The organism is Brevibacillus sp. HB1.4B (assembly GCF_013284285.1).
Classification (GTDB): domain Bacteria; phylum Bacillota; class Bacilli; order Brevibacillales; family Brevibacillaceae; genus Brevibacillus; species Brevibacillus porteri.
Genome location: NZ_JABSUT010000010.1, coordinates 151,433 through 176,106, shown reverse-complemented (window position 1 = coordinate 176,106; position 24,674 = coordinate 151,433). Strand labels below are relative to the sequence as shown.

Below are 24,674 nucleotides of genomic sequence, written 5' to 3'. Positions count from 1 at the left end.
GGAGCTGTCAGGTATTGGCCTGACAGCTTTTTTGTTGTGATTACTGTTTTTCTTGAGCGTAATGCTGTACAACAAATTCACGAAAGGTCTGTGCAGCAAGTGACAAGTAGTGCTTTTCATGCCAAACCAAATGAGGAGTCCATTGGCAAACAGGCTCCTCAATATGAAGGAGCGTAAGCGGTGGCAATTCCTTTTTAGCGGCGATTGGTAAAAATGCAACACCAAGGCCAGTGCGTACCAAGCCGCTGATGGCTGCAGGTTCGTCCCCTTCACATACGATATTGGGTAGAAAACCAGCCTCTCGGCAGAAATCATCGGTGATCTCACGGAACATATACCCCGGTTTTAGACTGATGAACGGATCATTTGCTACTTCGCTGAGGTGGATTCGATGGCGGCCTGCGAGACGATGAGCACTTGGCACTGCCAGTACGATCTCTTCTGTCAATAAGGGCAGATTACAGATTCCCGGCCGATCAATCGAGGAAGTAGCGAGGCAAAAGTCGATTTCACCTTTTTCGAGCAGTTGAACCTTCAATTCTTCTGTCGTTGCTTGGGTGATGCGAAAGCTGATGTGAGGATATAAGGATAGAAAAGGTGCCAGTAATTCAGATACTCGATTCAAGGTTGTCGTAGCTAACAAAACACTTCCACGTTCCAATCCAGCCAGATCTGCAATTTCGCGCTTCCCTTCTTCCAGCGCCCCAAGAGCTGTATCCACCTTCTTGAGAAAAGCTTGTCCAAAAACATTCAGGCGGATTTGTCGCCCAATCCGATCAAATAAAGGGACTCCTAATTCTTCTTCCAAGCGAGCGATGGTAACACTGAGAGCTGGCTGGGCGATGTGGAGTTCCTTTGCCGCTTTTGTCATATGTTCCGTACGAGCGACTATCTGAAAATACTTGAGTTGAAGCAATTCCATAGTCGTTACCACCTTACATTGATATGTCCTATGTTATTAATATGATAATGAATTATATATTTTTATTTATTGATGATCAATTTTATAATAAAAGGGTAAGTGGAAACATTGTAAATGATTAAGTATAAAAAGGGGTGAATAATATCATGGATATACAAAAATATCTAGAACATATTCAGGCTGAGAGAAGAAATGAGCTGAGTCTTGCATACTTGTCCCATCTTCAAAAACAACAAGTTCTCCATGTTCACTTTGAGAACCTTGATATTCTTGCCAAAAAACCTCTGTCTTTGCGTGAAGAAGATCTTTTTCAAAAAATTGTCCATGCCAAAAAGGGTGGAGTATGCTACGAGTTAAACGGAATATTTTATTTTCTGCTAAAAGAACTGGGTTATGAACCTTACCTTATGGCAGGAACCGTATATGTTGGAAATGGAGTTTGGGCTCTTGAAAATGCTCACTTGTTCATTATCGTACCGCTTGATAACAAGGAATACTTGGTGGATGTAGGCACGGGCGGTAATTCGCCACGGCTTCCTGTTCCATTAAGCGGAGGTGAAGTTGTTGATAGTGATGGAATGTATCGTGTATATAAGGATGAAACCAAAGCGCTTTTCTATTTGCAAAAGAAGAGCGATGAGGAGTGGGAAACGCAATATCGTTTTGAGACACCTTCCCATCTATGGAATTTAGAGAACATCCATCCAATCTGTGTTCAAACGGAAACATCTCCTAAATCGATGTTCAACAAGATGTATTTCCTTTCGAGAGTAACGGAAAATGGGCGTATCACCCTGTTGGGAAACACGTTGATCATCGTCAACGGCAAAGAGAAAACAAAACGAAAACTGGAAGAACACGAGATTGAGGAAACGGTTCGTCGCTATTTTCAGATCGAGATTTGATAAAAAAATTTAGGAGGACTAATTTATGACTTTAGATCCACAAGCCAAAGCGTATCTTGCACGAGTGAATGATGTTACTTCCCTTCGTGGAGAGCATGGGGAACCAAAAGCTGTATCGAAAGTAGAAGATTTTCAAATTCCTGTAAAGAACGGTGATATCAAGGTTCGAGTTTATACGCCAAATGAAAGAGATTCATTACCTGTTTTTGTTTATTTGCATGGTGGTGGATGGGTGGCAGGAGACATTAATGAAGTGGATACCCTATGCCGAAACATAGCACATGAAGCTGAGTGCATCGTTGTTTCAGTAGAGTATCGCAAAGCTTTTACGCATAAATTCCCGATTCCTCTAGAGGATTGTTATGAAGCTACCAAATGGGTAGCTGAAAATTGTTCCATGCTGAATGCAGATAAAACAAGAATAGCAATTGGTGGGGACAGCGCAGGTGGAAATCTTGCTGCTGGAGTTGCCACCATGGCACAAAAGTACAACAATCTCTCATTAGCGGCTCAAGTATTAGTTTATCCGAACCTCGATCTTACTTTGACTTTCGACAAGGCACAATCATACCGTGACAATGCCGAAGGTTATCTGCTTACGACTAAGGGAGTTTTCTGGGCAGCTCAAAACTATTTAGGTGACGAAATTCACAGATACAATGTATTTGCTTCAGCTTTATTGAACAATGACTTGGAGAATTTACCACCGACACTTATTATTACAGCAGAATACGATCCTTTAAAAGACGATGGTGCGGAATATGCCAAGCGTCTGAAGGAAGCTGGAGTTCCTGTAGAATATAAGTGCTATGAGGGAATGATCCATGGATTCTTTTGGCTGGCTGGGATTATGGATAAAGGGGTTCAAGCACGTTCTCAGGTTTCGAAGTTTTTAAAAGACGTATTTACAACAAAATAACAAACGTTGCAAGCAGCCGCACGAGATAGCGGTTGCTTTTTTATTATGTTCAAGTGGAATATTGATTTTGTTATTTGTTATTGACGGAGCAATCCATCCCAATTATAATTCCGAGTAAACATATATGAATTACAAAATAAGTTTGGATAAGGGGATTATCCGATGGCGAAAACAGCGGTTTTGGTAATTGCTCACGGTTCACCCGATCCTGACTGGTTGACATTGGTGGAATCAGCCGTTTGGCAGTGCCGCACTGATTTGCCAATTCGGGTAGCTTACTTGGGAGGAGTGGAAGGACGAAGCATCAGCGAGGAAGTGAAACGTCTGGAAGCATCAGGAGCGACAACGATTGTCGTCGTTCCGCTATTCGCTACGGCAGGAAGCAATCACGTAGGGGAAATCCGCGCGATGCTTGGACTAGACCCATGGCCGACAGGAGAGACAGACCTGATTCGCGTTCCGGTTCAGGCAAGAATTCTCTGGTGTCCGCCATTGGAGGATCACGGAAATGTCGAGCAGATCGTGGCAGAACGAATCGCAAGTCTATCACGCTTACCTAGTCAGGAGGCTTTGTTGCTCGTCGGGCACGGCAGTGACTTGCCTGGATGTCATGAACGGTGGGAAAAGCTGCTCTTGCGTCTGACATTCCGCTTGCAAAACCGCTATGCATTTGCCGCTGCCGGATATGCGACACTGAGGCCCGATACTCTGTACGATCAAGCCTGTTCACTGGCACAAAAAGGGGATGTCCTCGTGCTTCCTCTGTTCGTCAGCCAGGGCTATTTCACGCGACAAGTAATCCCGAAACGACTTGCGGGCTTGGCTTATCGCTATGAGGGCAGTGCGTACTTGCCCCACCCCCTGATTGCGGACTGGATGAGCCAATCGATTCGAATGGCATTGGTAACTGACATCTTCTCACAAAGGAGCATGTACGAGCATGGCAGAGAGAAAGCAGTGGAAGTGGGCTGCTGATCCATCCCTCAACAAAATGGAGTTTACGAAGCTGGAAAAAGACGGTCTGGATGTCATCGAAACGATCGTAAACACCTATTCCAAAGAAGGCTTCGCATCGATTGAATCTTCTGACATGGATCGATTTAAATGGGCAGGCATCTATCAGCAGCGACCAAAGAACGGCCACTTCATGATGCGCGTGCGCATACCTGGAGGCATTTTGAGCAGCGAACAAGCTCGGGTGCTCGCCAACATCGCGGAAGATTATGGACGTGATCTGGTGGATGTGACCACACGTCAGGCCGTGCAATTTCACTGGCTCACGGTAGAATCGCTCGCTGACATTTTTGATCGGCTCGCCTCTGTGGGACTATCCTCTTTTGAAGCATGTGGAGACTGCCCGCGGCAAATCATGGGGAACCCACTGGCAGGAATTGATCCCAATGAAGTGCTGGATACGCGTCTCATCGTAGCGGAGCTGGAAAAATTCTTCTTGCTCAATCGTGACTTCTCCAATCTGCCACGCAAGTACAAAATATCGCTTTCTGCCAATATTCATAACGTTGCGCATGCGCAAATCAACGATCTGGCTTTCACTCCGGCTAAAAAAGTCATGGCTGGCGAGGAAGTAATCGGCTTTCATGTATGGGTAGGTGGCGGCTTGTCAGCGAAGCCATACTTGGCGAAGCAACTGGATGTGTTCGTTCGACCAGAGGAGGTCGTCAAAGTGGCGGCAGGAGTTACGACTCTGTTCCGCGATTTCGGCTACCGTCAAAAACGTACCCATGCCCGTCTTAAGTTCTTGGTCGCTGACTGGGGACCGGAAAAGTTCAAGGAGCAATTAATAGAGCTGGTTGGAGAGCTTGAGCCGGGTGGTATCGATTTAACCTCGGGCTGGAATGGTGGATACTTTTACGGCATTCACGAGCAGCGCCAAGCAGGACTATATTACGCAGGCTTGTCTGTTCCCGTTGGACGAATGAATGCAGGGGAGCTAAATGAAGTTGCCCGTCTGGCAGACGAATATGGCGATGGAACGATTGGCACCTGTAACACCCAAAATGTCCTGATACGCAACATTCCCGAAGCGAAGGTCGCAGCTTTCCGCAATGAGCCGATAATTGTGAACCGTTTCAAATTGCAGCCCAATACGTTTGTCGGGTATGCCGTATCGTGCACAGGTACGGAATATTGCAATCTGGCTATCGTGGAGACCAAGGAGCGGATGCGTTCGCTGGCTCAATATTTGGATGATACGGTCGTTCTCGAAACGCCGCTGCGCATTCATATGATCGGTTGTCCGAATTCTTGCGGTCAGCGCCAAATTGCGGATATCGGCCTGCAAGGCGCACTGGTCAAGACATCGAACGGAATGGTAGAGGCGTTTGACATCTACGTAGGTGGGACACTGGAGGAACCGCAATTCAACCGCAAGCTCAACGCGCGGATTACTGTAGACAGACTCGGTCCGTTCCTTGCCCAATTGATCACGCTGTACAAGGCGGATCGTCAGGAAGGCGAACCATACTGGCGCTATGTGGAGCGGGTAGGACTTTCCCATATCCAAGCACAGGTTGACTCCATTCTGCAACCAGCGTAATGCTTGTGCGGGTATAGCCAGGTTAAGGGGTGACATGTCATGGCAGAGGAAACAGAGAGCTACCTTTACAAGCTGGAAGCCGTGCTAGAGGAAGGTCGATTACTGACGGTTGTGGTCATCGCCAAAACGGATGAGCGAGCCTTCACTTCAGCTGAGAACAATCTCTTGCGACATACGATAGTGCCACCTCGTATCAGAGAGCTGAGCTTGGTTGAAAAGAAGCCGTTCGGACGCCAAGGAGTCGGGTACGTAGTGGAAACCTCTACGTTTACTTAAATATGGCGAGGGCTCTTCCTGTGAAGGAACCAAGCAGCAAGGAGGACGGATTCGTAATGAACACAGGCAGAGTCGTTTTTGTCGGAGCAGGGCCTGGTGACCCCAAGCTGCTGACGATTCGCGGCATGGAGTCGCTTCGGCTTGCGGATGTGATTGTGTACGATCGCCTAGCAAGCCCGCAGCTTCTCTCGTACGCAAAAAAGGGAGCCACCCTCATCTATTGCGGGAAAGAGGCGGATCATCATACATTGCCGCAAGAAGAGATCAACCTCCTGCTCATCCGGGAAGCTCAAAAAGGGAAATATGTCGTTCGACTGAAAGGCGGGGACCCGAGTATGTTCGGGCGGGTAGGAGAGGAAGCACAGATGTGCCGTGACCATTCTATTCCGTTTGAGATCGTCCCAGGGATTACTTCCGGGATGGCGGCTCCGCTCTATGCGGGGATTCCGCTGACTCATCGTGACTACAACTCTTCCGTCGCTTTTGTCACCGGTCACTTGTGTGAAAAAAATGCGGGAAAGGAACCGGACTGGGCTGCCCTCGCCTCGATGGAAACGTTGGTCATCTACATGGGTGTGAAAAATCTGCCTCGCATCAGGGCGCGCCTTCTTGCGCATGGAAAAGACGTCCATACGCCCGTTGCTCTCGTGCGCTGGGGGACGGTGCGTGAGCAGGAGACGTTGATCGGCAAGCTTGGGACGATAGATAAGGAAGTCGAGCAGGCTCGTTTTGCCGCACCCGCTATCATTATTGTTGGTGAGGTTGTTCGTCTGCGAGAATCGCTGAATTGGTACGAATCACGCCCCTTGTTCGGACAACGAGTAGCCGTTGCAGGAAGAACAAGCGATGAAGGAAATAGCGAGCTCGTAATTGCATTGGAGCAGTTGGGCGCCGAAGTCCTACCGATTCCTTTGATCAAACGCTGCACGTTTGACACACCATTGACAGAGCTAGCCACTTATCGTTGGCTCGTCTTCGAGAATGAGCAGCAAGTATTCTTTTTTACTTCTGCCTTGCGACAACAGCGTTTTGATGTACGGCGCTTGACGAGCAAGCTGGCTGTTTGTGGGCAACTGGCTTTTGAGGCTTTCGAGAAACGGGGGATATATCCGGACTTGGTGCTGGATGAGAACACATCACTGCTCGCATTCCCTGACCTGCTTGCCTTGGAAAAAGAAGAGCAGGTGCTTTGCATAGGGGCAAGGAAGCCGCAAAGAATCACGTTGGGCCACGGCAAGGTGATTCAAGTGATCCAAGCAGGCACAGTGGAATGGGATGAGAAGCACCTCGGTGCGAAAGAGGCAGGATTGTCATTTGATTGGCTTGCGACGGATGACGCTCATACGCTGTCAGCGCTGGCGCAATTCGCCGGCAATGCCTGGTCAAAGACACCGATCGTATGTGTCGGGAAGGAAACAGCAGCTGCGGCGAGAGAAATGGGCTGGCAAACCGTAAGCAGCCATGAAGATAAAGCGATCCATATAAATCAGCTCATGGCGTGCGCGACCATGCCAAGCGTGGGCAGACGCTTGTCTTGTCGACGACTAGTTCGCAGGAAGGATCGTACGCTGAATGATCAAGGAGGGGGCACATGAGCCAGCTAAATTTTGCGACAGCTACAGAGGAACAACTCGCTTCCATCAATAATAGTCTCGCAAAGGGCGACACCATAGATGTAATCAGATGGGCCTACCAAACGTTTTCAGATGATTTGATTTATTCTTGTAGCTTTGGGGCCGAGGCCATGGTGCTGCTCGATATGATCAGTGGAATAAAAAAGGATGCCAAGGTCACTTTTTTGGATACGAATCTCCACTTTTCCGAGACGTACAGCTTGATTGAGCAGGTGAGAGCGAGGTATCCTGCGTTGCAGATAACGGTCAAGCAGCCGGACATCACGCTGGCACAGCAGGCAGACCTCCATGGCGAAGAATTGTGGAGCAGGCAGCCGGATATGTGCTGCCATATCCGCAAAGTACAGCCGATGGAAAGTGTGCTGACCGGAGCGGTTGCATGGTTGTCAGGACTACGCAGAGAGCAGTCGGCCACGAGAGCGAATGTCGATTTTATCAATCGCGATGAAAAATTCCAGTCGCTAAAAATATGCCCGCTCATTCATTGGAAGTCGGAGGAAGTATGGCAGTACATTCGGGCATTTGAATTGCCGTACAACCCCCTTCACGACCAGAGCTATCCGAGCATCGGCTGCGCTCCTTGTACTCGTCCTGTAAAAGAGGGCGAGGATTCGAGAGCAGGGCGCTGGGCGCAAGCAGGGAAAACGGAATGTGGCTTGCATCTCGCAAGGTAACGAAAAAGAGAAGAACAAACCAAGGATAGGAGGGGCTTTTGTATGAGTGGGAAACCTCACGGGGGAGAGCTGGTAAACCGTTTTGATCCACAGGCAGACCTGTCGGTGACTACGCATGAGGTAGAGATAGATGCATTTGCACTCGCAGATCTGGAGTTAATCGGGATTGGGGGCTACAGTCCGCTTGAGGGATTTTTGAATCGTGCGGATTATATTTCTGTCGTAGAGCAGATGCGACTGGTAGATGGTACCGTTTGGAGCATTCCGATTACGCTTCCGGTCTCGACCACTGTCGCAGGAGCCTTGCAGATTGGAGACAAGGTGCGGTTGAGCCATCAAGGTTCGGTCTATGGCATTCTTGCGATCACCGATATTTATTCACCTGACAAGGAGCGTGAAGCCCGGCTCGTCTATGGTACCGACGATACGAATCATCCTGGGGTGAAAAAACTACTGGAGCGTCCCGCCGTTTATTTGGCTGGCCCCATTACGTTGGTAAGGCGCGCCGAAAAAGGTCGCTTTGCCAGCTATCACTACGATCCAGCACAAACGAGAGAAAGATTTGCCGAGAAGGGCTGGAAAACGATTGTCGGCTTTCAGACGCGCAACCCAGTCCACCGCGCGCATGAATACATCCAGAAGTCAGCACTCGAAATCGTCGACGGTCTCTTTTTAAATCCTCTAGTGGGCGAAACGAAGGCAGATGACATCCCAGCGGATGTGCGGATGAACAGTTATCAGGTATTGCTGGAAAAATACTATCCGGCTACCCGGGTAGAGTTGGCCGTGTTCCCAGCTGCGATGCGTTATGCAGGACCGCGGGAAGCGATTTTTCACGCACTGGTGAGGAAGAATTACGGCTGCACTCATTTTATTGTAGGTCGGGACCACGCGGGTGTTGGCAACTATTACGGGACGTACGATGCCCAGCATATTTTCCGCCAGTTCCAGCCAGAGGAGCTAGGGATTACGCCATTATTTTTCGAGAACAGCTTTTATTGTAAGAGCTGCGAAAACATGGCCTCTACCAAAACATGCCCGCATGATAGTGAGCACCATGTCGCGCTGTCCGGAACAAAAGTGAGGGAAATGCTGGCGCGCGGGGAGGCTCCGCCACCTGAATTTAGCCGTCCTGAGGTCGCGCTGGTCTTGATCGAAGGGATGCGACCGGTGTCCGTATCATAATCGGCTAGAAGAAAGCGGTTGTAAGAGAGGAGAGAGACAATGAGTAGAGAGGGCACCGCGAATATCGTATGGCATCCAACGACGGTAACCAAACAAGACCGTCAAAAGCGTGCAGGCCACAAAAGCTGTGTCTTATGGTTTACGGGGCTGTCTGGTTCGGGTAAATCGACGTTGGCTAATGCAGTCGAACACGAATTGCATCAAAGAGGACTAGCCAGTTACGTACTGGATGGTGACAATATACGTCACGGCTTAAACCGCGGATTGGGGTTTGGGGCAGAGGACAGACGGGAAAATATTCGCCGAATTGGCGAGGTCGCGAAGCTGTTCGTAGATGCAGGCTTGATTACCTTGACGGCATTTATCTCTCCTTATCGGGAAGACCGGGAGCTTGCGCGTAATCTGGTAGAGGCAGGAGAATTCATCGAGGTATACGTAAAATGTTCATTGGATGAGTGTGAGCGCCGGGATGTGAAGGGACTATACCAAAAAGCGAGAAGTGGAGAGATTGGTCAGTTTACGGGGATTTCAGCACCGTATGAAGAGCCTGTTCAAGTGGAACTGGTCATTGAAAGCGACAAGCAGACAATTAAAGAATCTGTCCAGAGTGTCCTTACATACCTGGAAGAGCAGCAAATTCTCTAGTTTTATGGGGATGTAAAAAAGCACGACGCGAGAGGCGCCGTGCTTTCTTCGTGAGGAAAAATATTACTTCGTAGTGGTCGCTGCTTCTTCAGCTTCCAGATCCTCAGTCAATTCTTCCATCCATTTTTGTTGATCAACCATGCTTTCAGCGATTGGACGAACAAAGCCTTTGTCGCTAAAGCTGTTGATTGCTTTTTCATCTTTCACCAGCTGTTCTACAGTCAGACCAGCATCTTTTGCTGGCGCATTGAACTTGGTTGCTTTTCCGAAGTTGTATGCATATTGATCAGCAGCCAGACCGATTGTCACTGCTTGCTTCATTTCAGGAGCTTGGAAAGTTACGCTCAGATCGCTTGTTTGTTTCACAGGCATTTTGTTGCTGTCGATGTAGAAGTCGAGGTTCCAAGCGAGCTTGTGGAAGCCTTCTTTTTTCATTTCTTCTACGATTTTTTCAGGTGTGTATACTTTACCTGTTTCTTCCAGCCATTTTTTCGCTTCAGCCATGCCTTCGTTGACCATTGCTTCTGCAGTTGCACGCTTCTCAGCTTCTGTAGTTTTCTTGCCCAGTTCTGGATACAGATCTTCTGTCATGGAAGTGGTCAGTACCATCATATCGATCGCAAAATCTTTTACTTCTTTGCTAGCTACTGCATCGTTAGCTGTGAAGAAGAACATTTTCACGAGTTCTTTTGCGTCGATTTTTACAGTTACGTGAGTCGCTTCTACTTTTTCACCGTTCGGCAATGTAACGGATTGTTTGCCATGGTTTTTCGCGTCTGTCAATGTATAGCCATATTTACTTACATACTTTTTAACAAAGTTGAAAGTAAGGTCGTTCATTTTGTCTTGGTAGTCTTTCAGCTTCGCAGCGTTAGCAGCATCGGAGCCGCCAAACTCAGCCATGAAAGGATTGGATGCGCTCGAATCGATTACCAAGTACTTGCTGTCCAGTGGAGACTTCACGTAGACTTTATCTTCGTCAACGATCGTTTCAACAGATGCTTTTTTGTCACCTGTCCACAGCTTGTTGTCGCGCAGGAGTTTGTCGTCTTTAACTTCTACTTCAAACTTCACAGTATCCATATCCAGCTGGGAGCCTTTTACTGTTACGCCTGCTTTCAAAGCGGACAACAACGCCGTTCCTTCTTTGTCAGCCGTTTCTCCGAATGCTTCAGGCAATTTCTCAACGTCGCCTGTCAGCTTCAAGGAGCCTTCAAAATCATAGTTTGGCTTTTCAATTGTCGCTACGATAGAATCACGCACCAGGGATGCCTCGCCAGCACAACCGGTCAGCAATACTGTACCTGCTACCAGAAGGGCGCTTCCTTTTTTCCACATGATGTGTTCCTCCCCTATGTATATTATTTTTTATTCCCTTCTTCTTCTACGCACAAGTAGAGAAAAGGTTTCGCAAAAACGGAAAAAAATCACAATCCAGCTAATTCTGCCCCATTTTCGTGGTAAGATGAAGGGGAAAAGATGGTTAGTGAAGAAAGGGCGTTGCAACATGTGGTCGTGGCTTCAAAAGCTGATGAACTTTTTTCAGGGAGAAAGAGAAGAAGAAATAGAGGAAGAAGGCCGTCCAGTAGGTACCGGTAACCCAACAGGTAATCCCGTTCCCCGTCAGCCTCAGCCTCAGGCGAAAACAAAAAGCATCTACCCAAAAGAACGGGTAAGCAATCGAGATATAGAAGACAATGTGCGTCAAAGAAGAGAGCGTCAGTTTCGTTTTCCAGTTGTCCCGGATGACTATTTGGACAAGAAGCGTAATCATAGCGTAAATCCTGCCGAATCGAATGAACGCAGTCGTCAGCAGGCACCTCGTGAGAGATTCGAGCCCAAGCGTGAAACGGTGCGGCCAGGAAATGATCGTGTGCTGGAAACAAAGACAGAGCCTGTTTTCGAGAAAAAGAAACCTGAGCTTGTCAAAAACAACATCGAGATACCGCAGCGTCCAAACCGTACGCCGCAAAAAGAAGCGGAAAAAGTAACGAGACCCGTTTTTTCTACAGAAGAAAAGCGTGCCTACCAGCCGTCTGAAATCGTTTCCCCTGTTTATGGGAAGATAACCCCCGCGACGCGCGAGGCAGAGCATCGGATTCATACGACTGCGGGAATCATATATCCGCGTCTGGAGCAAGAAGAGCATTTGCAGCAGGTGAAGCAGTGGGAACAAGAGATGAGCGAGCGGTATTTTCCAGAGGAGCAAGAGACTGCTTCTTTTGAGCAAAATGAACCGCAGCATGTTGTTGGAGATGAATCTATACATAACGAAAGAGAAGAGACTGCTTCGGAGTCTGCTATGGCAGAAGCTCTTGATTCAGAACGAGAGGTTGTTGCTTCCATACAAATGGAAGAGACGGTAGCAGAAGAAATAGCAGGGAAAATGATAGATACGGAGTTGCAAGCTACGGATCTGCAAGATTCTGATGTTGATGCTTTTGAGCCAAAAGGCGAAGAGATTGTAGCTCGGGAGAATGAGGAAGAAGAGGCACAAACTGAAGAGATAGAACTCGCAGAATCAATGGCGAGCGAGAATTCCGAAGAGAAGGAATCGGAGTCTATTGGGCAACCAGAACCGACAGACTACTCTCAAACGATGGAAGAGCGACTAGCCCATGAGGAAGCCGAGCATAGATTGATCACTACACGCAGTGCGGTTGTGCAGGTGGAGAGCGAGAATGATGGCGATCACGTGGAGTCTCCTTCTGCTGGGGAGGAGAATCAAGAAGACGCAACAGAGCTAGAGAGCGATGGCCTTGAAGAGCCTGCCTATGCATCTGCAATTAGCAGATTGCTAGAAAGGGCAGAAGTAGATTCACCACAGGAGCTCAGTTCAGCAGAAGTGGGTTCGGTTTCCGAAGATACGCCAGAGCAAACAGAGCCAACTGAACCTGAATCTATTGTTCAACAAATTGTGGAACCAGTTGTGGAATCTGTAGAACCGATTGTAGAACCAGTTGCTGAATCCGTTGCAGAAACCATACCAGAATCCGTTCCAGTCTCTGTCCCTGCTGCATCCGCTGCACAGCCCGTGAACATGTCTCAGGTATCCATGACGAAGCAACCTGCGTCTGCTCCGGTAAAAGACTCGTCCACTGAAGCTGACCAAGGAGCAGAGTCAGCACAGCCGCCATACGACTTGCCGGATTTGGGACTGTTGAATCCGAGCCCGCCGGTTAGCGATGACGACGATGAGCATACCCAAATTCAAAAGCTGTTATTGGAAGAGACGCTCGCGAATTTCAATGTCAGCGCTCAGGTAGTAGGGATTGTCAAAGGTCCATCCGTGACACGCTTTGAGCTGCAACCGGCTCCCGGCGTAAAAGTGAACAAGATTACGGGATTGATTGACGATATCAAACTGAATTTAGCTGCCAAAGACATTCGCATCGAGGCACCGATTCCAGGTCGCAATGCCATCGGAATCGAAGTCCCGAATATGTCCAGCCAGCCTGTATTAATCGAAAAGATCATCAGCTCAGACAAGTTTCAGGAGCATTCCTCTCCGCTGGCGGTCGCACTCGGTATGGACATCGGCGGAGAGCCGATTATTGCGGATATTAAAAAGATGCCGCACGGTTTGATTGCCGGCTCGACAGGCTCAGGTAAAAGTGTCTGCATCAACTCTATCATCGTCAGTCTGCTTTACAAGGCGACTCCTGAGCAGGTGCGATTGCTCTTGATCGATCCGAAAATGGTGGAGCTCGCCCCTTACAATCATTTGCCGCATCTGGTTACGCCGGTCGTGACGGAGGCCAAGCAAGCAACGGCTTCTCTCAAGTGGGCCGTGGAAGAAATGGAGAAGCGCTATGCGCTGTTCGTAGATGCGGGTGTTCGCGATATTGAACGCTACAATCAGACGACAGATGATCAGCTGCCTTATATCGTAATCATCATCGATGAGCTGGCTGACCTGATGATGGTCTCGCCGCAGGATGTGGAAGATTGCATTATCCGGATCGCTCAGAAGGCACGTGCTTGCGGTATTCATTTGCTTCTGGCGACACAGCGCCCATCCGTAGATGTTATTACCGGAAACATCAAGGCAAACGTACCGACTCGTCTTGCTTTTGCCGTGTTCTCCCAAGTTGACTCACGTACGATTCTCGATCAGTCTGGGGCAGAACGACTGTTGGGTAGAGGGGACATGCTGTTCCTTGAGAGCGGCACGACTCCAGTTCGTCTGCAAGGGAACTTCGTTTCAGATGACGAGATCGAGCGAATTACGCACATGATCAAAAAGCAAAGAAAGCCTGCTTACATTTTCAGCAAAGAAGATTTGGAGCAGCAGGTTGCATCGTTTGACAGCGGAGATGATCCGTTGTATCTAGAAGCGCTCGTGTTCGTGGCCGATCAAGGACAAGCTTCTGCATCTGGATTGCAACGCCGTTTCCGCGTCGGATATAACCGTGCCGCTCGTCTCATCGAAATGATGGAGGCAGATGGGTACGTCGCAGGACAAAGCGGCGGTAAGGCTCGCGCTGTCCTTATTTCCAAGGAGGACGCACAAGCCGTAGTGGAGGGATCGACACTCCTGTAAAAAACGAGGGTCTTGCATGGAGCAAGGCCCTTTCTACACAGGTGAGTTGCCTAAATATTCAGTAAGGTAGTATGCTATAGGATAGATGTGAGATGGAAAGGAACGATGACGATGAATCCGCTGGCGAAAAAGTATCAGGAGATTGACGACAAAATTGTCTTGTTCAATGAAGAGTATTATTTGAGCGTGGAAAAAATCGACATTACCGCAATGACGCTGGAAAAAAGGGAGTCGCTCTTTAACCAGCTGTACGATTTCGATAGTTCGGATATGGAACTGGAGATCGATGTCTCCGAGGAAGAAAAGGGCGTCTGGTACCTGCAATTACTCGTACCGCATGTATTGACGCTGCCTGAGGCTGCCAAAAGACGCATCGAAAATGGAACCAATCAACTCACCCAGCATTTGAGTGAACAGGCAGATGAGCTCGTGAGAACGCAATTGCTCGGGGAAGAAATTTATACCTATGTAAAACGCTACAATCCGGATTTGGAGCGTATTGCCTAATAACAAACATCCATCTATCCCACAACGAGGGGCAAGATGGATGTTTTTCATTCCCCTTAGCTTTTGGCCGTTTTGGTCGTTAGCCAGGTGCAGGCAGTTTTATTTGTCGTAATCGCAATCCATTCGCATGGTTGATTGTTTACAGGAGTGATCAAGCGCAGTGTATCGCCTTTGAGACCGCCGTATTTGACGGAGGCGCTGGGGGCTGTTGCGACATACACCACACGTTCGTTGATGGAAACAGTTGGGATAAAGGTAGAGTTTTCGGATTTGTAGCCGCTAGTGAGGGAAACAGGAACAGGGAGGTTTTTCATGGAGAGGGTTATTTTATCCGAAGACTTGTGATAAAACATTTTTCCAGTAACCTGGCTGAAGTCGCCACCATCCACGGTGACTACCAATGGGTACGTTCCGGTGCCGAAGAGCATGATCGCGTGATCAGAACCGGAATAACGGTTATTGATGAGGGAGACATTTCCGCAGCGGTTCAACGAAATGTTTTGGGTCAACCGAGGGTCAAACGAACAGTCTCTCACGGTAACCTGTCTTTCGGCGAGTACATCCCATGGCTCCAAGCTCAAGGCATAGCCGCCGATGGAAGTAGCTGTATCGTTGGCCTCGAAGCTGCAGCCATCAAATACAAGACCTACGTCCGAATAATCCACGGTCAGACCGGTACCAACCGTCTTTGTACTTCCTTGTGCGGTCGTATGCAATACCCAGCGACAGTTGCTGAAGGTCATGTTTTTCATAAAGTTCACCCGATTTTTCTGATCAGGTGCCGTATAAAAAACCGAGGAGCTGATACAGCCTGTCATGCCAGTGAGACTGAAGCTGGCGAGCGAAACAAGCTGACTACCTTGCACGACCATCGGGGAGGACAGATCTCCTTCCAAGTCGAGCTGTTGACGGCAAGAGATATTGCTTAGGTTTACGAACATGGGTGTGGCTCCGTCGAACCCTGCATTGAGCTCGACCTCAAAACGATCACACGCTACATTCGCTGCATTCAGACGTTCCAGGCCACCCGTCACCGTAATATCTGAGCGTGTACGCTTGCGGTTGTCACTGTAAAAATCGGTAATTTGCACGGTGCGGACATAGGAGTTCGTTTCTCCGGCAAAGTAAAAATGGTCGGCGATTCCATCCGTACACCATACTTGTCGTAGCGCTACATAATTGATATAGCTGCTAGGACCGCCACCACGAATGTAGAAATCGGCGCTATGCTCGTAATCGTAAGGATCGGGAGGCAGTGGGTTTGCTCTGGCATTGGAATCAATCTTTAGGTTGGTGACCACAAAAGAATCCGCATCACCATCCATGGATGTAATCGAGAACAGCCAGCGCCAATCTGCGGCAGTCGAATTGGCTTTCCTTTTTAACACGGAGTAAGGACCGATTCCCAGCATCACTAGGCTTTTTCCTGTTCCCAGGATGACCTCTAGCCTGTTTGGTTCAATGATATAGGTGCCAGCAGGGAAAAACAGAGGAATTTGCAAGTTCAGAGCAGCAGTCAAGGCAGCCTGAATTGCTTGGGTATCATCGGTCACTCCATCCCCCTTTGCTCCGTACGTTTTTACATCAATCCACATAAAAGCATTCTCCTCCAAAAAATGGGTAGACAAGATTGTCTTCTTTTCATTTCATTCAACCATTTCTCAAATGTTGACAACCATTTGGTAAAAAGGGCATGGACTACATAAAAAATGTGTTCCATAAACTTCGGGCAGCCACTGGCATATTTGTCCTAGAACCTCCGTATGAATAAGCAAAGAGGTGGATAGTATGTCGATTTTGGTGACAGGCGCAGCTGGATTTATCGGTTTTCATGTAGCACGACGGCTTTTGGAACAAGGACAGACGGTGTGGGGGGTAGATAATTGCAATGAGTATTATGACCCGGTCTTGAAGAGCAAACGACTGGAAATCCTCCAAGCGTATCCATCATTTCGTTTTTTCAAAGCGGATATTGCAGATCAGAGCAAAATGGACGAGTTGTTCCGAGAAATGGAGCCGGAGATTGTCATTCACTTGGCTGCTCAAGCGGGCGTCAGGTACAGTCTGGAAAATCCTCATGCTTATACGACCTCCAATATCACCGGGTTTCTGAACATTTTGGAAGGGTGCCGACGGTCGAGAGTCAGGCATTTGCTCTACGCATCCTCAAGCTCCGTCTACGGAGGGAATACAAAGCTACCATTTGCTGAGTACGATCCCGTAGATGAGCCGGTCAGCTTGTACGCAGCGACGAAAAAAGCCAATGAACTGATGGCCTATACCTATAGTCATTTATACGGCCTGCCTGCAACGGGACTTCGTTTCTTTACGGTATATGGGCCTTGGGGACGACCCGATATGGCGCTCTATACGTTTACCAAGGCGATTTTGTCGGGAGAGCCTGTCCGCATTTTCAACTACGGCAACATGACAAGGGACTTTACGTATGTGGACGATATCGTCGAAGGGATGCTGCGGCTGATGAATCGAATTCCCCAAAGGGAAGGGGATAAGGCGCCGTATGAGGTGTTCAATATCGGGAATCACCAGCCGATCGATTTACTTACGTTTCTTTCGATTCTGGAAGAGAAGCTGGGTAAAAAGGCTGTTCGCGACTATTTGCCCATCCAGCCGGGGGATGTTCCTGCTACCTATGCGTCAGTGGAAGCTCTGTATGAGGCGACAGGCTTTCGACCGAAAACACCAGTCGATGTAGGGATATCTCGCTTTGTAGACTGGTACGTCAGCTATTATGGTGTGGCTCATGCGTAAAAAAGTGGGTGTAGTAGGTCTTGGATATGTAGGACTGCCTGTCGCGATTGCTTTTGGGCAAGTGCTTCCAGTAGTTGGTTTTGACATAGACGAAAGACGCATACGCAGTCTGGAGGGCGGAATGGATGAAACGGGAGAGATGTCGACGAATGAGCTAAAGCGAGCCAACATCACGTATACAGATGACCCCGCAAGTCTCGCAGCGTGCGATTTTATCATCATCACGGTACCCACTCCTGTCGATTCTGCGAAACGGCCCGATATGCGGGCACTCATTCTCGCATCTGAAAGCGTTGGGCAACATCTGAGTTCAGGGACCATCGTCGTCTATGAATCGACCGTTTATCCAGGGGTAACAGAAGAAATTTGTATTCCTGTATTGGAACAAGCGTCTGGAAAGCTAGCGGGGACTGATTTTTTCGTCGGTTACTCACCTGAACGAATTAATCCGGGGGATCGGGAACGGAGATTGTCCCAAATCGTCAAGGTCGTTTCAGGGCAAGATCGCCAGACGTGTGAAACGATTGCCGAGATGTATGGGTTGATTGTAGAGGCGGGTATTCACAAAGCGCCTTCGATTCAGGTGGCTGAGGCAGCCAAGGTGATTGAGAACACGCAACGCGACATCAATATCGCCTTGATCAATGAGCTCTCGATTATTTTTGACCGCTTGGGCATTTCTACGGCAGATGTACTCGAAGCAGCACGGACCAAATGGAATTTCCTTCCCTTCTCTCCAGGACTCGTCGGTGGTCATTGCATTGGCGTCGATCCGTACTATTTGACATACAGGGCGGAGAGTGTGGGTTATCATCCGCAGGTCATACTGGCTGGACGACGGATCAATGACGGAATGGGCAAGTTCGTTGCGACCTCACTCGTGAAGCAAATGATCTGGCAAAATATTGCGATTCAAGGCTCGCGAATTACGATCATGGGCATCACCTTTAAAGAAAACGTGTCGGACATTCGCAATAGTCGGGTCATCGACATTATTCAGGAACTAAAGGAGTTCGGAGTAGAGGTCCAAGTGACAGATGAATTGGCTTGTCCAGAGCGGACGAGAGAGGAATACGGTATTCAATTACGAGAGTGGGAAGACCTGCAGCCTGCCCACGGAATCGTATTGGCCGTACCCCATGAGCGATATCTGCACCTGGGATGGGAGGAGCTTGCAGGGCTCTTGTATCAGGGGCAAGGTGTCATCGCAGACGTGAAAAGCGTGCTAAATCGCGAAACATGCCCGGCAGAAATTAGTCTGTGGCGTTTATGATGACCATTCTTTGAATAACGATCACCTGGAGCGGATGAATATGAGCTACCGGAAGAGAAGATTCTGGTTAAGCTTATCGGACGCAGGAATTATCAGCTTGGCTGTCTGGTTGGCCTGCCTGGTTCGATTTGATTTTTCTTTCGCGGAGATAAGCGAATATCAACCTATGTATTTGATGATGGGCCACGTACTGTTCGTCGTGACAGGCATGCACTTTGCTCAACTCTATCGAGCTGTTTTCCGCTATGTCAGTGTTCGCGAACTGGTCTCGATCATTTTAGCTACGAGCTTTTCCGTTTTAGCTCTCTATCTGGTACTGAAAATGACGTACCTGCTTGGTTGGTCCATCCGATTTCCCACCTCACTTTTTCTCATGACGCTCGCCTTTGTCTTGTTCGGGATCACAGGCTCCCGGTTTGTATGGAAGTGGTGGTATGAAGAGCGGGAGAAAAGAACCCAGGATCGCAGGCGCACATTAATTATCGGGGCAGGTAGCGCAGGTGTGCTCGTAGCCAGGGAGATGAAAACCTCGCCTTTGTCGGAGCTACGTCCAGTGGCTTTTATCGATGATGAGCCCAGCAAACAAAATCTGCGTGTGTACGGCCTGCCAGTTGTAGGGAATCGGGCTGACATCGCCCGCGTCGTGCAACGACTTTCCATATCAGACATCGTGATTGCCATGCCATCCGCTTCCCGGCAGACGATTAAGGAGATTTTCGACATTTGCAAAACGACGAGAGCGAGCGTCAAAATTTTGCCGCATGTAGCAGACATCATCAGCGGAAAAATCACGATGAACATGATTCGGGATGTAGCATTGGAGGATTTATTGGGAAGGGAGCCTGTTCAGGTCAATCTGGAAGAGATTACGGGGTACTTGCGGCAGCAAGTCGTACTTGTGACAGGAGCGGGCGGCTCGATTGGGTCCGAGCTTTGCAGACAAATAGCTAGATTTGGTCCAAGGAAACTGCTTCTCTTGGGGAACGAAGAGAACGGCATTTTTGAAATGAGCCTGGAGCTCTCGCGTTTGTTTCCTGAACAGGAAACGGTCAGCCTGATTGCAGATATTCGTGACAGACAAAGAATTGCTTCGATTATGCATGAGTATCGTCCCGCCGTTGTGTTTCATGCGGCAGCCCACAAGCATGTGCCGTTAATGGAGAACAACCCGTGTGAGGCATTAAAAAATAACATTTTGGGTACGAAAAACGTTGCGGAATGCGCGCTGGAAACCAGCGTTTCTCATTTCATCCTGATCTCGACGGACAAGGCAGTGAACCCAACCAGTGTGATGGGTGCCACGAAAAGGATCGCTGAGCTTCTGATCCAGGGTTATAACCATTTCGGACTTACCCGTTTTGCGGCTGTTCGTTTTGGAAATGTCCTGGGGAGCAGGGGGAGTGTCGTTCCTGTTTTTCTCAATCAAATCCGGGCAGGTGGACCGATTACCATTACGCATCCAGATATGGAGAGATTCTTTATGACCATTCCTGAGGCTGCCCAGCTCGTCATCCAGGCGGGAGCACTCGCTCAGGGAGGGGAGATATTCATTCTCGATATGGGGAAACCGGTCAAAATTGTCGATATGGCCCTCGACCTGATTCGCTTGGCAGGCTTGGAGCCCGGTAAGGATATTCCGGTTGTATTCACGGGAGTTCGTTCGGGTGAGAAGCTGTACGAAGAAATTTTGACGGAGGAAGAAGGCTTGTCGTCTACTTGCCATAATCGCATCTTTATTGGGAAGCCGCTCGATTTTTCCTGGAATGAGCTCTTGGCAGGGATCGCCCGGTTGGAGCAAATTGCAGACAAGGGAGCGACGATGGAGGACAAACAAACCATTATCGAGACTTTGCAAGGGATCGTTCCTGGCTATCAATCCACTTCTTACGTGAAGGAAGAGTCTACGCCAGTCCCTTATCAAGTGGCGATCGGATGAGCGTCAGCAAATGGAAGGAAAAGATTGCCTTGATAAAGTGGAAGCGGCTGCTTGTATGGGGAGGATTGATTTGTCTCATCAGCTTGAGTGGCTATGGTGTGTATGTCTATCTGTCGTTAAAAGAAACGGCCAGTAAAATGTATCTCCCTGTCCGCACGCAGAAATCTGTCGAGGTACCTGTAGCGACTGCACCAGCTACTGTGAGGCAATCGCCGACCGTGAATTCCCAAGAAGCAACTACAACGTCTGCGGCTGAAGTGGAGAACTCCGCTATCTTGTCCAAAGAACCGCTCACTCTGCTGCTTCTTGGCGTTGATGAACGAGAGAATGACAAGGGGCGCTCTGATGTCATCCTCGTACTCTCCGTCAACCCGAAAACGAAATCTGCGTTGCTCCTCAGCATACCGCGTGATACGCGAACCGCTATGGCTCACAAAGGTACTCAGGATAAGATCAATCACGCATATGCATTCGGTGGAGTGCAACAGACAGTAGACACCGTCGAACAGTTTCTCCAATTTCCCATTGATTACGTGGTGACCGCGAATATGGAAGGATTCGCAGGTGTGATCGATGCGCTGGGAGGAGTGGAAGTCAACAACAAGCTTGCCTTTACTTATGCGGATTACACCTTTCCAGTAGGTCCCATCCAGTTAGACGGGAAGCAAGCCTTGGTCTATGCTCGCATGCGCTACGAAGATCCGAGAGGCGACCTCGGGCGCAACGAAAGACAGCAGGAAATCATCAAGGCATTGCTGGACAAAGGTGTAACCCTTGCAGCGCCTACCCGATTGAATGACGTCCTTGCGACGATGGAGAAATACGTGAAAACGAACATGACCTTTGATGTGATGAAACAGCTTGCCTTAAGCTACAGCACGGCAGTTACCTCCGTCGAGACGATTCGTTTGGAAGGAAAGGGTCAAATGATCAATGGAATCTACTACTATATCGTCAGCCCGCAAGAGCGTGAGAGGTTGACCGAGAGTCTTTCAACTTTTCAAAAACAAATCGAACCTCCCGTACAATTGCCGAAAGAAGGAAGTGACAGCATGGCGGGGCAAAGGGGGAAGCAGGATGAATGAGGAGCTTAATCTTCGTGAAATACTTCTGATGTTGTTGAAGCGATGGAAGCTGATCCTTTTGATTACGTCTTTATGCACCATCGGAACAGCGCTCGTGAGCTTCTATTTACTGACACCAATTTATCAGGCGAAGACGGAGATATTAGTGAATCGCTCGCTGGATTCAACCGTAGAGAGCATGTTATCCGTCGCGGAAATTGATTCCAATCTGAAATTGATTGAGACCTATCGGGTGATAATTGAAAGTCCGCGGGTGATGGAGCGCGTGCTCGAAGTGATCGGGGCGGGCGCTACGATGGAGGATCTGCTGCTTCAAACGAAGGTGGAGCCAGTTAAGGACTCGCAGGTCATTTCCATTACAGTAGAAGATCCGGATCAGGGCAGAGCTGTGCTCATCGCCAATACAATCGCGACGACCTTTCAGGAAGAAGTCGTCAAAATGCTTAGCATGAACAACGTGCATATTTTGGCAGAAGCCCGAAACAATCCGGCGGCCATTCCAGTGAGTCCAAAACCAATCCTCAATTCGGTGATCGCCTTTGTCCTCGGGTTGGCAACATCTATGGTCGTCGTCTTCTTGTTGGTGCAGATAGATACCCGACTTCAATCGGAAAAAGAAGTGGAGGAGTATTTAGGCTTACCTGTACTGGCAACGATTGCGGTGATTGACAAAAAAACGCGGAAGGCTTTTCGCCAGCCCAAGGTGGAGGAAGTGAGGAATGAGTATGAGAAGGCAGAAGCCTGATGATCGTTACCAAAAGCTGATCGCCCATTGGGAGCCGCTGTCTCCGCTGGTAGAGGGCTACCGTACCCTTCGCTTAAACATTCAGTTTTCCATGGGCGACAAGCTGATGCAAACGATTTTAGTCACCAGTCCAGGGGCTTCTGAGGGAAAAACGATCACCGCTGCCAACCTGTCCTTGATGATGGCAAAGGATCGCAAAAAAACGGTGCTGCTTGATTTTGACTTGCGCAATCCGCGGGTACATTTCACCTTTGATATGCCGAATCTGTACGGAATTAGTTCTTACTTTTCGGATATGTGCCAGATTGACGATATTATTCAACCATCTGGCGTGTCAGAGCTGTCGATCATTACGGCAGGGCCAATCCCGCATAATCCGGCGGAAATGCTCGGAACGCCACGGCTCTTGGAATTGATGGCATACCTGCGCCACAATTTTGATTTTGTGATTGTCGACAGCCCGCCATTAATCGTAAGCGACGCAATGGTGCTGGCAAGGGAAATGGACGGCTGTGTCATGGTGGTGGATGCAAGCAAGACGAAGCGGGATTCTGCTGTCAAAGCGGTAGAGCAGTTAAAAGCGGCAGGAGCCAATCTGCTCGGTGTTGTTCTCAACAACAAGAAGGTAGGGAAGAGAGAAGGCTACTACGGATATGGGTACAACGCATAGCAGAAAGCGGGGCGTTTGTAAGCATGCATGCCCTTAAATTAGCTTGGCAACGACAATGGAACCGTCTGCATAAAGATCGCGATGTTCACGAAGTGATTCGCGGCTCGGCCTTCACGTTTTTGTTTCGGCTCCTTGGCTTCATGCTGCTCTATCTCTTGCAGTTCTACATTGCCAGAGAGTATGGAGCCGAGAGCCTGGGCATCTATTCGCTGACGATTACCCTGATGAACATCGGAATGGTGCTGGCCGTTTTGGGGACGGATACAGCCATAATCCGCTTTCTCTCGGAGTTTCGCGCGAAAGGCTCGCTTTATCAGATTTCCGAAGTATTCAACAAAGTAGTGCTGTGGGCGACGCTGATTTCGATTGTGCTTGGGGTACTTTTGCATGTGTTCTCAGAGCAGGTGTCCGCCTACGTGTTTGCAGGGGAGCTGCCAGCAGAGGCACTGCGAGTCGTCGCGTGGATGCTTCCGTTTGTGTCGCTCGCAAGGCTGTATGCATCTGCGTTTCGGGCACTGCATCGGGTTGTTATCTCGATCACTGTCGATATCGTCGGTATGCGTTTTCTGCACTTGGCGTTTCTTTTCATCGCCATTCCTTTTTTCGAATCCAGTACGATGCTCTTGATTCAACTGCTCGCAGCTGCTGTTATCTTGAATGCTGTTTATGGGATGGGGCAGTGGTATGCGACGAGCCGAGGATTCCGTAATGGTGTACAGCCGACTACGCGAGAACCTGGCGTTGGCTTGAGGGAAATTATTGCAGTCGCACTGCCCATGTATCTCAGTGCGTCGATGGAATTGATTATGACGTGGACAGATATGATCATGCTGGGCATTTTTACGGATGCAAAAACAGTTGGGGTATACAGTGTGGTCATTCGTCTGGCAATGGTGACGGGCTTTGCGCTGATTTCCATCAATACGATCCTCTCTCCCAAGTTCTCTGAGCTGTACGCACGTAATGATATGGACGGCTTGAAAAAGATGATTGCGTTTGCCAATCGTCTCATTTTCTTCACCTCTGCTCCTCTCAATCTGCTCGTAGCGATATTCGCCGTTCCGTTGCTTACTTTTTTTGGTGAAGAGTTTGCGAGGGAGAGCCTCGTCCTTGTGATTTTGTGTATGGGGCAGTTTGTCAATTTTTGCACAGGCAGTGTCATCCCCTTATTGACGATGACCGGACATCAAAAAACGGCCCGCAATATTCTTGTCTGTTCAGCTGCTCTAAACATAATCGGAAACGCTTGTCTCATTCCGCTGTATGGAATTATCGGGGCCGCCATTGCTACTTCGATCAGCCTGATTTGTCGAGATCTTTGTGCTTCGTATTGGGCATCCAAATATTTTGGTTTTCGCACGTGGTATATCCCGTTTTTATCCGAAAAATATTCCGTCTCGCTCTCGGAGACGAGGTCATGAAGAAG

General features: G+C 48.8%; 21 protein-coding genes. 18 read left to right on the top strand and 3 right to left on the bottom strand.

The features are described 5' to 3' along the window. Positions 1–40 precede the first annotated feature (40 nt). Entirely contained in the window at positions 41–922 is an 882-nt protein-coding gene (locus tag HP398_RS22970; RefSeq protein WP_173623729.1) for a LysR family transcriptional regulator, read from the bottom strand. A gap of 146 nt (positions 923–1,068) precedes the next feature. Between HP398_RS22970 and HP398_RS22965 the strand changes: the two genes are divergently transcribed. The 9 genes from HP398_RS22965 to cysC all read left to right on the top strand — a co-directional run bounded on the left by HP398_RS22965 (position 1,069) and on the right by cysC (position 9,717). Next, positions 1,069–1,827 carry an arylamine N-acetyltransferase family protein gene (locus tag HP398_RS22965; RefSeq protein WP_173623728.1) on the top strand — a complete coding sequence of 253 codons (759 nt, stop codon included), beginning with the start codon at positions 1,069–1,071 and terminating at the stop codon, positions 1,825–1,827. A gap of 25 nt (positions 1,828–1,852) precedes the next feature. Next, positions 1,853–2,746: an alpha/beta hydrolase gene (locus HP398_RS22960; protein WP_173623727.1), complete on the top strand. Its 894-nt coding sequence runs from the start codon at positions 1,853–1,855 to the stop codon at positions 2,744–2,746. A gap of 162 nt (positions 2,747–2,908) precedes the next feature. Then, the gene (locus HP398_RS22955; protein WP_017250548.1) at positions 2,909–3,721 is read left to right on the top strand and encodes a sirohydrochlorin chelatase; all 813 of its coding nucleotides are present in this window, start codon (positions 2,909–2,911) and stop codon (positions 3,719–3,721) included. Then, positions 3,687–5,303 (top strand): nitrite/sulfite reductase, encoded by a 1,617-nt coding sequence (locus HP398_RS22950; protein ID WP_173623726.1) that lies wholly within the window; start codon positions 3,687–3,689, stop codon positions 5,301–5,303. The genes HP398_RS22955 and HP398_RS22950 overlap by 35 nt, the downstream gene beginning before the upstream one ends. A 39-nt stretch (positions 5,304–5,342) precedes the next feature. Next, positions 5,343–5,579, top strand: a complete 237-nt coding sequence (locus HP398_RS22945; protein WP_173623725.1) for a DUF3906 family protein — start codon at positions 5,343–5,345, stop codon at positions 5,577–5,579. A gap of 56 nt (positions 5,580–5,635) precedes the next feature. After that, complete coding sequence (gene cobA, locus HP398_RS22940) at positions 5,636–7,174, top strand: uroporphyrinogen-III C-methyltransferase (protein WP_254476305.1); 1,539 nt, start codon at positions 5,636–5,638, stop codon at positions 7,172–7,174. Further along, positions 7,171–7,887: a phosphoadenylyl-sulfate reductase gene (locus HP398_RS22935; RefSeq protein ID WP_173623724.1), complete on the top strand. Its 717-nt coding sequence runs from the start codon at positions 7,171–7,173 to the stop codon at positions 7,885–7,887. Before cobA ends, HP398_RS22935 begins: the two co-directional genes overlap by 4 nt. 42 nt (positions 7,888–7,929) lie before the next feature. After that, positions 7,930–9,072, top strand: a complete 1,143-nt coding sequence (gene sat / locus HP398_RS22930; RefSeq protein ID WP_173623723.1) for a sulfate adenylyltransferase — start codon at positions 7,930–7,932, stop codon at positions 9,070–9,072. A 39-nt stretch (positions 9,073–9,111) separates the two neighbouring features. Next, positions 9,112–9,717, top strand: a complete 606-nt coding sequence (cysC, locus tag HP398_RS22925; protein WP_173623722.1) for an adenylyl-sulfate kinase — start codon at positions 9,112–9,114, stop codon at positions 9,715–9,717. 63 nt (positions 9,718–9,780) lie between these two features. Here cysC and HP398_RS22920 read toward each other — a convergent pair whose 3' ends face one another. Then, positions 9,781–11,055 carry a hypothetical protein gene (locus HP398_RS22920; protein ID WP_017250541.1) on the bottom strand — a complete coding sequence of 425 codons (1,275 nt, stop codon included), beginning with the start codon at positions 11,053–11,055 and terminating at the stop codon, positions 9,781–9,783. 193 nt (positions 11,056–11,248) lie between these two features. Here HP398_RS22920 and HP398_RS22915 point away from each other — a divergent pair, with 193 nt between their 5' ends. Both HP398_RS22915 and HP398_RS22910 read left to right on the top strand, forming a co-directional pair. After that, positions 11,249–14,260, top strand: coding sequence for a DNA translocase FtsK (locus tag HP398_RS22915; RefSeq protein WP_371736774.1), 3,012 nt, complete (start codon positions 11,249–11,251; stop codon positions 14,258–14,260). 111 nt (positions 14,261–14,371) lie between these two features. Next, positions 14,372–14,767, top strand: a complete 396-nt coding sequence (locus HP398_RS22910; protein ID WP_026043245.1) for a hypothetical protein — start codon at positions 14,372–14,374, stop codon at positions 14,765–14,767. A 56-nt stretch (positions 14,768–14,823) separates the two neighbouring features. Here the strand turns inward: HP398_RS22910 and HP398_RS22905 are convergent, their stop codons facing one another. Next, positions 14,824–16,362, bottom strand: a complete 1,539-nt coding sequence (locus tag HP398_RS22905; protein WP_173623720.1) for a glycosyl hydrolase family 28-related protein — start codon at positions 16,360–16,362, stop codon at positions 14,824–14,826. A gap of 193 nt (positions 16,363–16,555) precedes the next feature. Between HP398_RS22905 and HP398_RS22900 the strand changes: the two genes are divergently transcribed. The 7 genes from HP398_RS22900 to HP398_RS22870 are packed head-to-tail and all read left to right on the top strand — an operon-like array spanning position 16,556 to position 24,669. Further along, positions 16,556–17,539: an NAD-dependent epimerase gene (locus tag HP398_RS22900; protein ID WP_017250537.1), complete on the top strand. Its 984-nt coding sequence runs from the start codon at positions 16,556–16,558 to the stop codon at positions 17,537–17,539. After that, on the top strand, positions 17,532–18,812 hold the full coding sequence (locus HP398_RS22895) for a nucleotide sugar dehydrogenase (protein WP_254476303.1): 1,281 nt from the start codon (positions 17,532–17,534) through the stop codon (positions 18,810–18,812). Before HP398_RS22900 ends, HP398_RS22895 begins: the two co-directional genes overlap by 8 nt. A gap of 40 nt (positions 18,813–18,852) precedes the next feature. Then, the gene (locus HP398_RS22890; RefSeq protein WP_017250535.1) at positions 18,853–20,748 is read left to right on the top strand and encodes a polysaccharide biosynthesis protein; all 1,896 of its coding nucleotides are present in this window, start codon (positions 18,853–18,855) and stop codon (positions 20,746–20,748) included. Continuing rightward, positions 20,745–21,833, top strand: coding sequence for an LCP family glycopolymer transferase (locus tag HP398_RS22885; protein WP_173623718.1), 1,089 nt, complete (start codon positions 20,745–20,747; stop codon positions 21,831–21,833). The genes HP398_RS22890 and HP398_RS22885 overlap by 4 nt, the downstream gene beginning before the upstream one ends. Then, complete coding sequence (locus tag HP398_RS22880; protein WP_017250533.1) at positions 21,826–22,578, top strand: YveK family protein; 753 nt, start codon at positions 21,826–21,828, stop codon at positions 22,576–22,578. Before HP398_RS22885 ends, HP398_RS22880 begins: the two co-directional genes overlap by 8 nt. Beyond that, the gene (locus tag HP398_RS22875) at positions 22,553–23,248 is read left to right on the top strand and encodes a CpsD/CapB family tyrosine-protein kinase (protein WP_017250532.1); all 696 of its coding nucleotides are present in this window, start codon (positions 22,553–22,555) and stop codon (positions 23,246–23,248) included. The genes HP398_RS22880 and HP398_RS22875 overlap by 26 nt, the downstream gene beginning before the upstream one ends. Positions 23,249–23,271: 23 nt before the next feature. Then, a complete protein-coding gene (locus tag HP398_RS22870) occupies positions 23,272–24,669 on the top strand; it encodes a flippase (protein ID WP_173623717.1) in 1,398 nt (465 codons plus the stop codon). Positions 24,670–24,674 lie beyond the last annotated feature (5 nt).

Bases quoted from the DNA above. Each gene is read 5' to 3' on its own strand.
- HP398_RS22970 (WP_173623729.1), bottom strand. From the start codon at position 922: ATGGAATTGCTTCAACTCAAGTATTTTCAGATAGTCGCTCGTACGGAA.
- HP398_RS22965 (WP_173623728.1), top strand. From the start codon at position 1,069: ATGGATATACAAAAATATCTAGAACATATTCAGGCTGAGAGAAGAAAT.
- HP398_RS22960 (WP_173623727.1), top strand. From the start codon at position 1,853: ATGACTTTAGATCCACAAGCCAAAGCGTATCTTGCACGAGTGAATGAT.
- HP398_RS22955 (WP_017250548.1), top strand. From the start codon at position 2,909: ATGGCGAAAACAGCGGTTTTGGTAATTGCTCACGGTTCACCCGATCCT.
- HP398_RS22950 (WP_173623726.1), top strand. From the start codon at position 3,687: ATGGCAGAGAGAAAGCAGTGGAAGTGGGCTGCTGATCCATCCCTCAAC.
- HP398_RS22945 (WP_173623725.1), top strand. From the start codon at position 5,343: ATGGCAGAGGAAACAGAGAGCTACCTTTACAAGCTGGAAGCCGTGCTA.
- cobA (WP_254476305.1), top strand. From the start codon at position 5,636: ATGAACACAGGCAGAGTCGTTTTTGTCGGAGCAGGGCCTGGTGACCCC.
- HP398_RS22935 (WP_173623724.1), top strand. From the start codon at position 7,171: ATGAGCCAGCTAAATTTTGCGACAGCTACAGAGGAACAACTCGCTTCC.
- sat (WP_173623723.1), top strand. From the start codon at position 7,930: ATGAGTGGGAAACCTCACGGGGGAGAGCTGGTAAACCGTTTTGATCCA.
- cysC (WP_173623722.1), top strand. From the start codon at position 9,112: ATGAGTAGAGAGGGCACCGCGAATATCGTATGGCATCCAACGACGGTA.
- HP398_RS22920 (WP_017250541.1), bottom strand. From the start codon at position 11,055: ATGTGGAAAAAAGGAAGCGCCCTTCTGGTAGCAGGTACAGTATTGCTG.
- HP398_RS22915 (WP_371736774.1), top strand. From the start codon at position 11,249: ATGAACTTTTTTCAGGGAGAAAGAGAAGAAGAAATAGAGGAAGAAGGC.
- HP398_RS22910 (WP_026043245.1), top strand. From the start codon at position 14,372: ATGAATCCGCTGGCGAAAAAGTATCAGGAGATTGACGACAAAATTGTC.
- HP398_RS22905 (WP_173623720.1), bottom strand. From the start codon at position 16,362: ATGTGGATTGATGTAAAAACGTACGGAGCAAAGGGGGATGGAGTGACC.
- HP398_RS22900 (WP_017250537.1), top strand. From the start codon at position 16,556: ATGTCGATTTTGGTGACAGGCGCAGCTGGATTTATCGGTTTTCATGTA.
- HP398_RS22895 (WP_254476303.1), top strand. From the start codon at position 17,532: ATGCGTAAAAAAGTGGGTGTAGTAGGTCTTGGATATGTAGGACTGCCT.
- HP398_RS22890 (WP_017250535.1), top strand. From the start codon at position 18,853: ATGAGCTACCGGAAGAGAAGATTCTGGTTAAGCTTATCGGACGCAGGA.
- HP398_RS22885 (WP_173623718.1), top strand. From the start codon at position 20,745: ATGAGCGTCAGCAAATGGAAGGAAAAGATTGCCTTGATAAAGTGGAAG.
- HP398_RS22880 (WP_017250533.1), top strand. From the start codon at position 21,826: ATGAATGAGGAGCTTAATCTTCGTGAAATACTTCTGATGTTGTTGAAG.
- HP398_RS22875 (WP_017250532.1), top strand. From the start codon at position 22,553: ATGAGTATGAGAAGGCAGAAGCCTGATGATCGTTACCAAAAGCTGATC.
- HP398_RS22870 (WP_173623717.1), top strand. From the start codon at position 23,272: ATGCATGCCCTTAAATTAGCTTGGCAACGACAATGGAACCGTCTGCAT.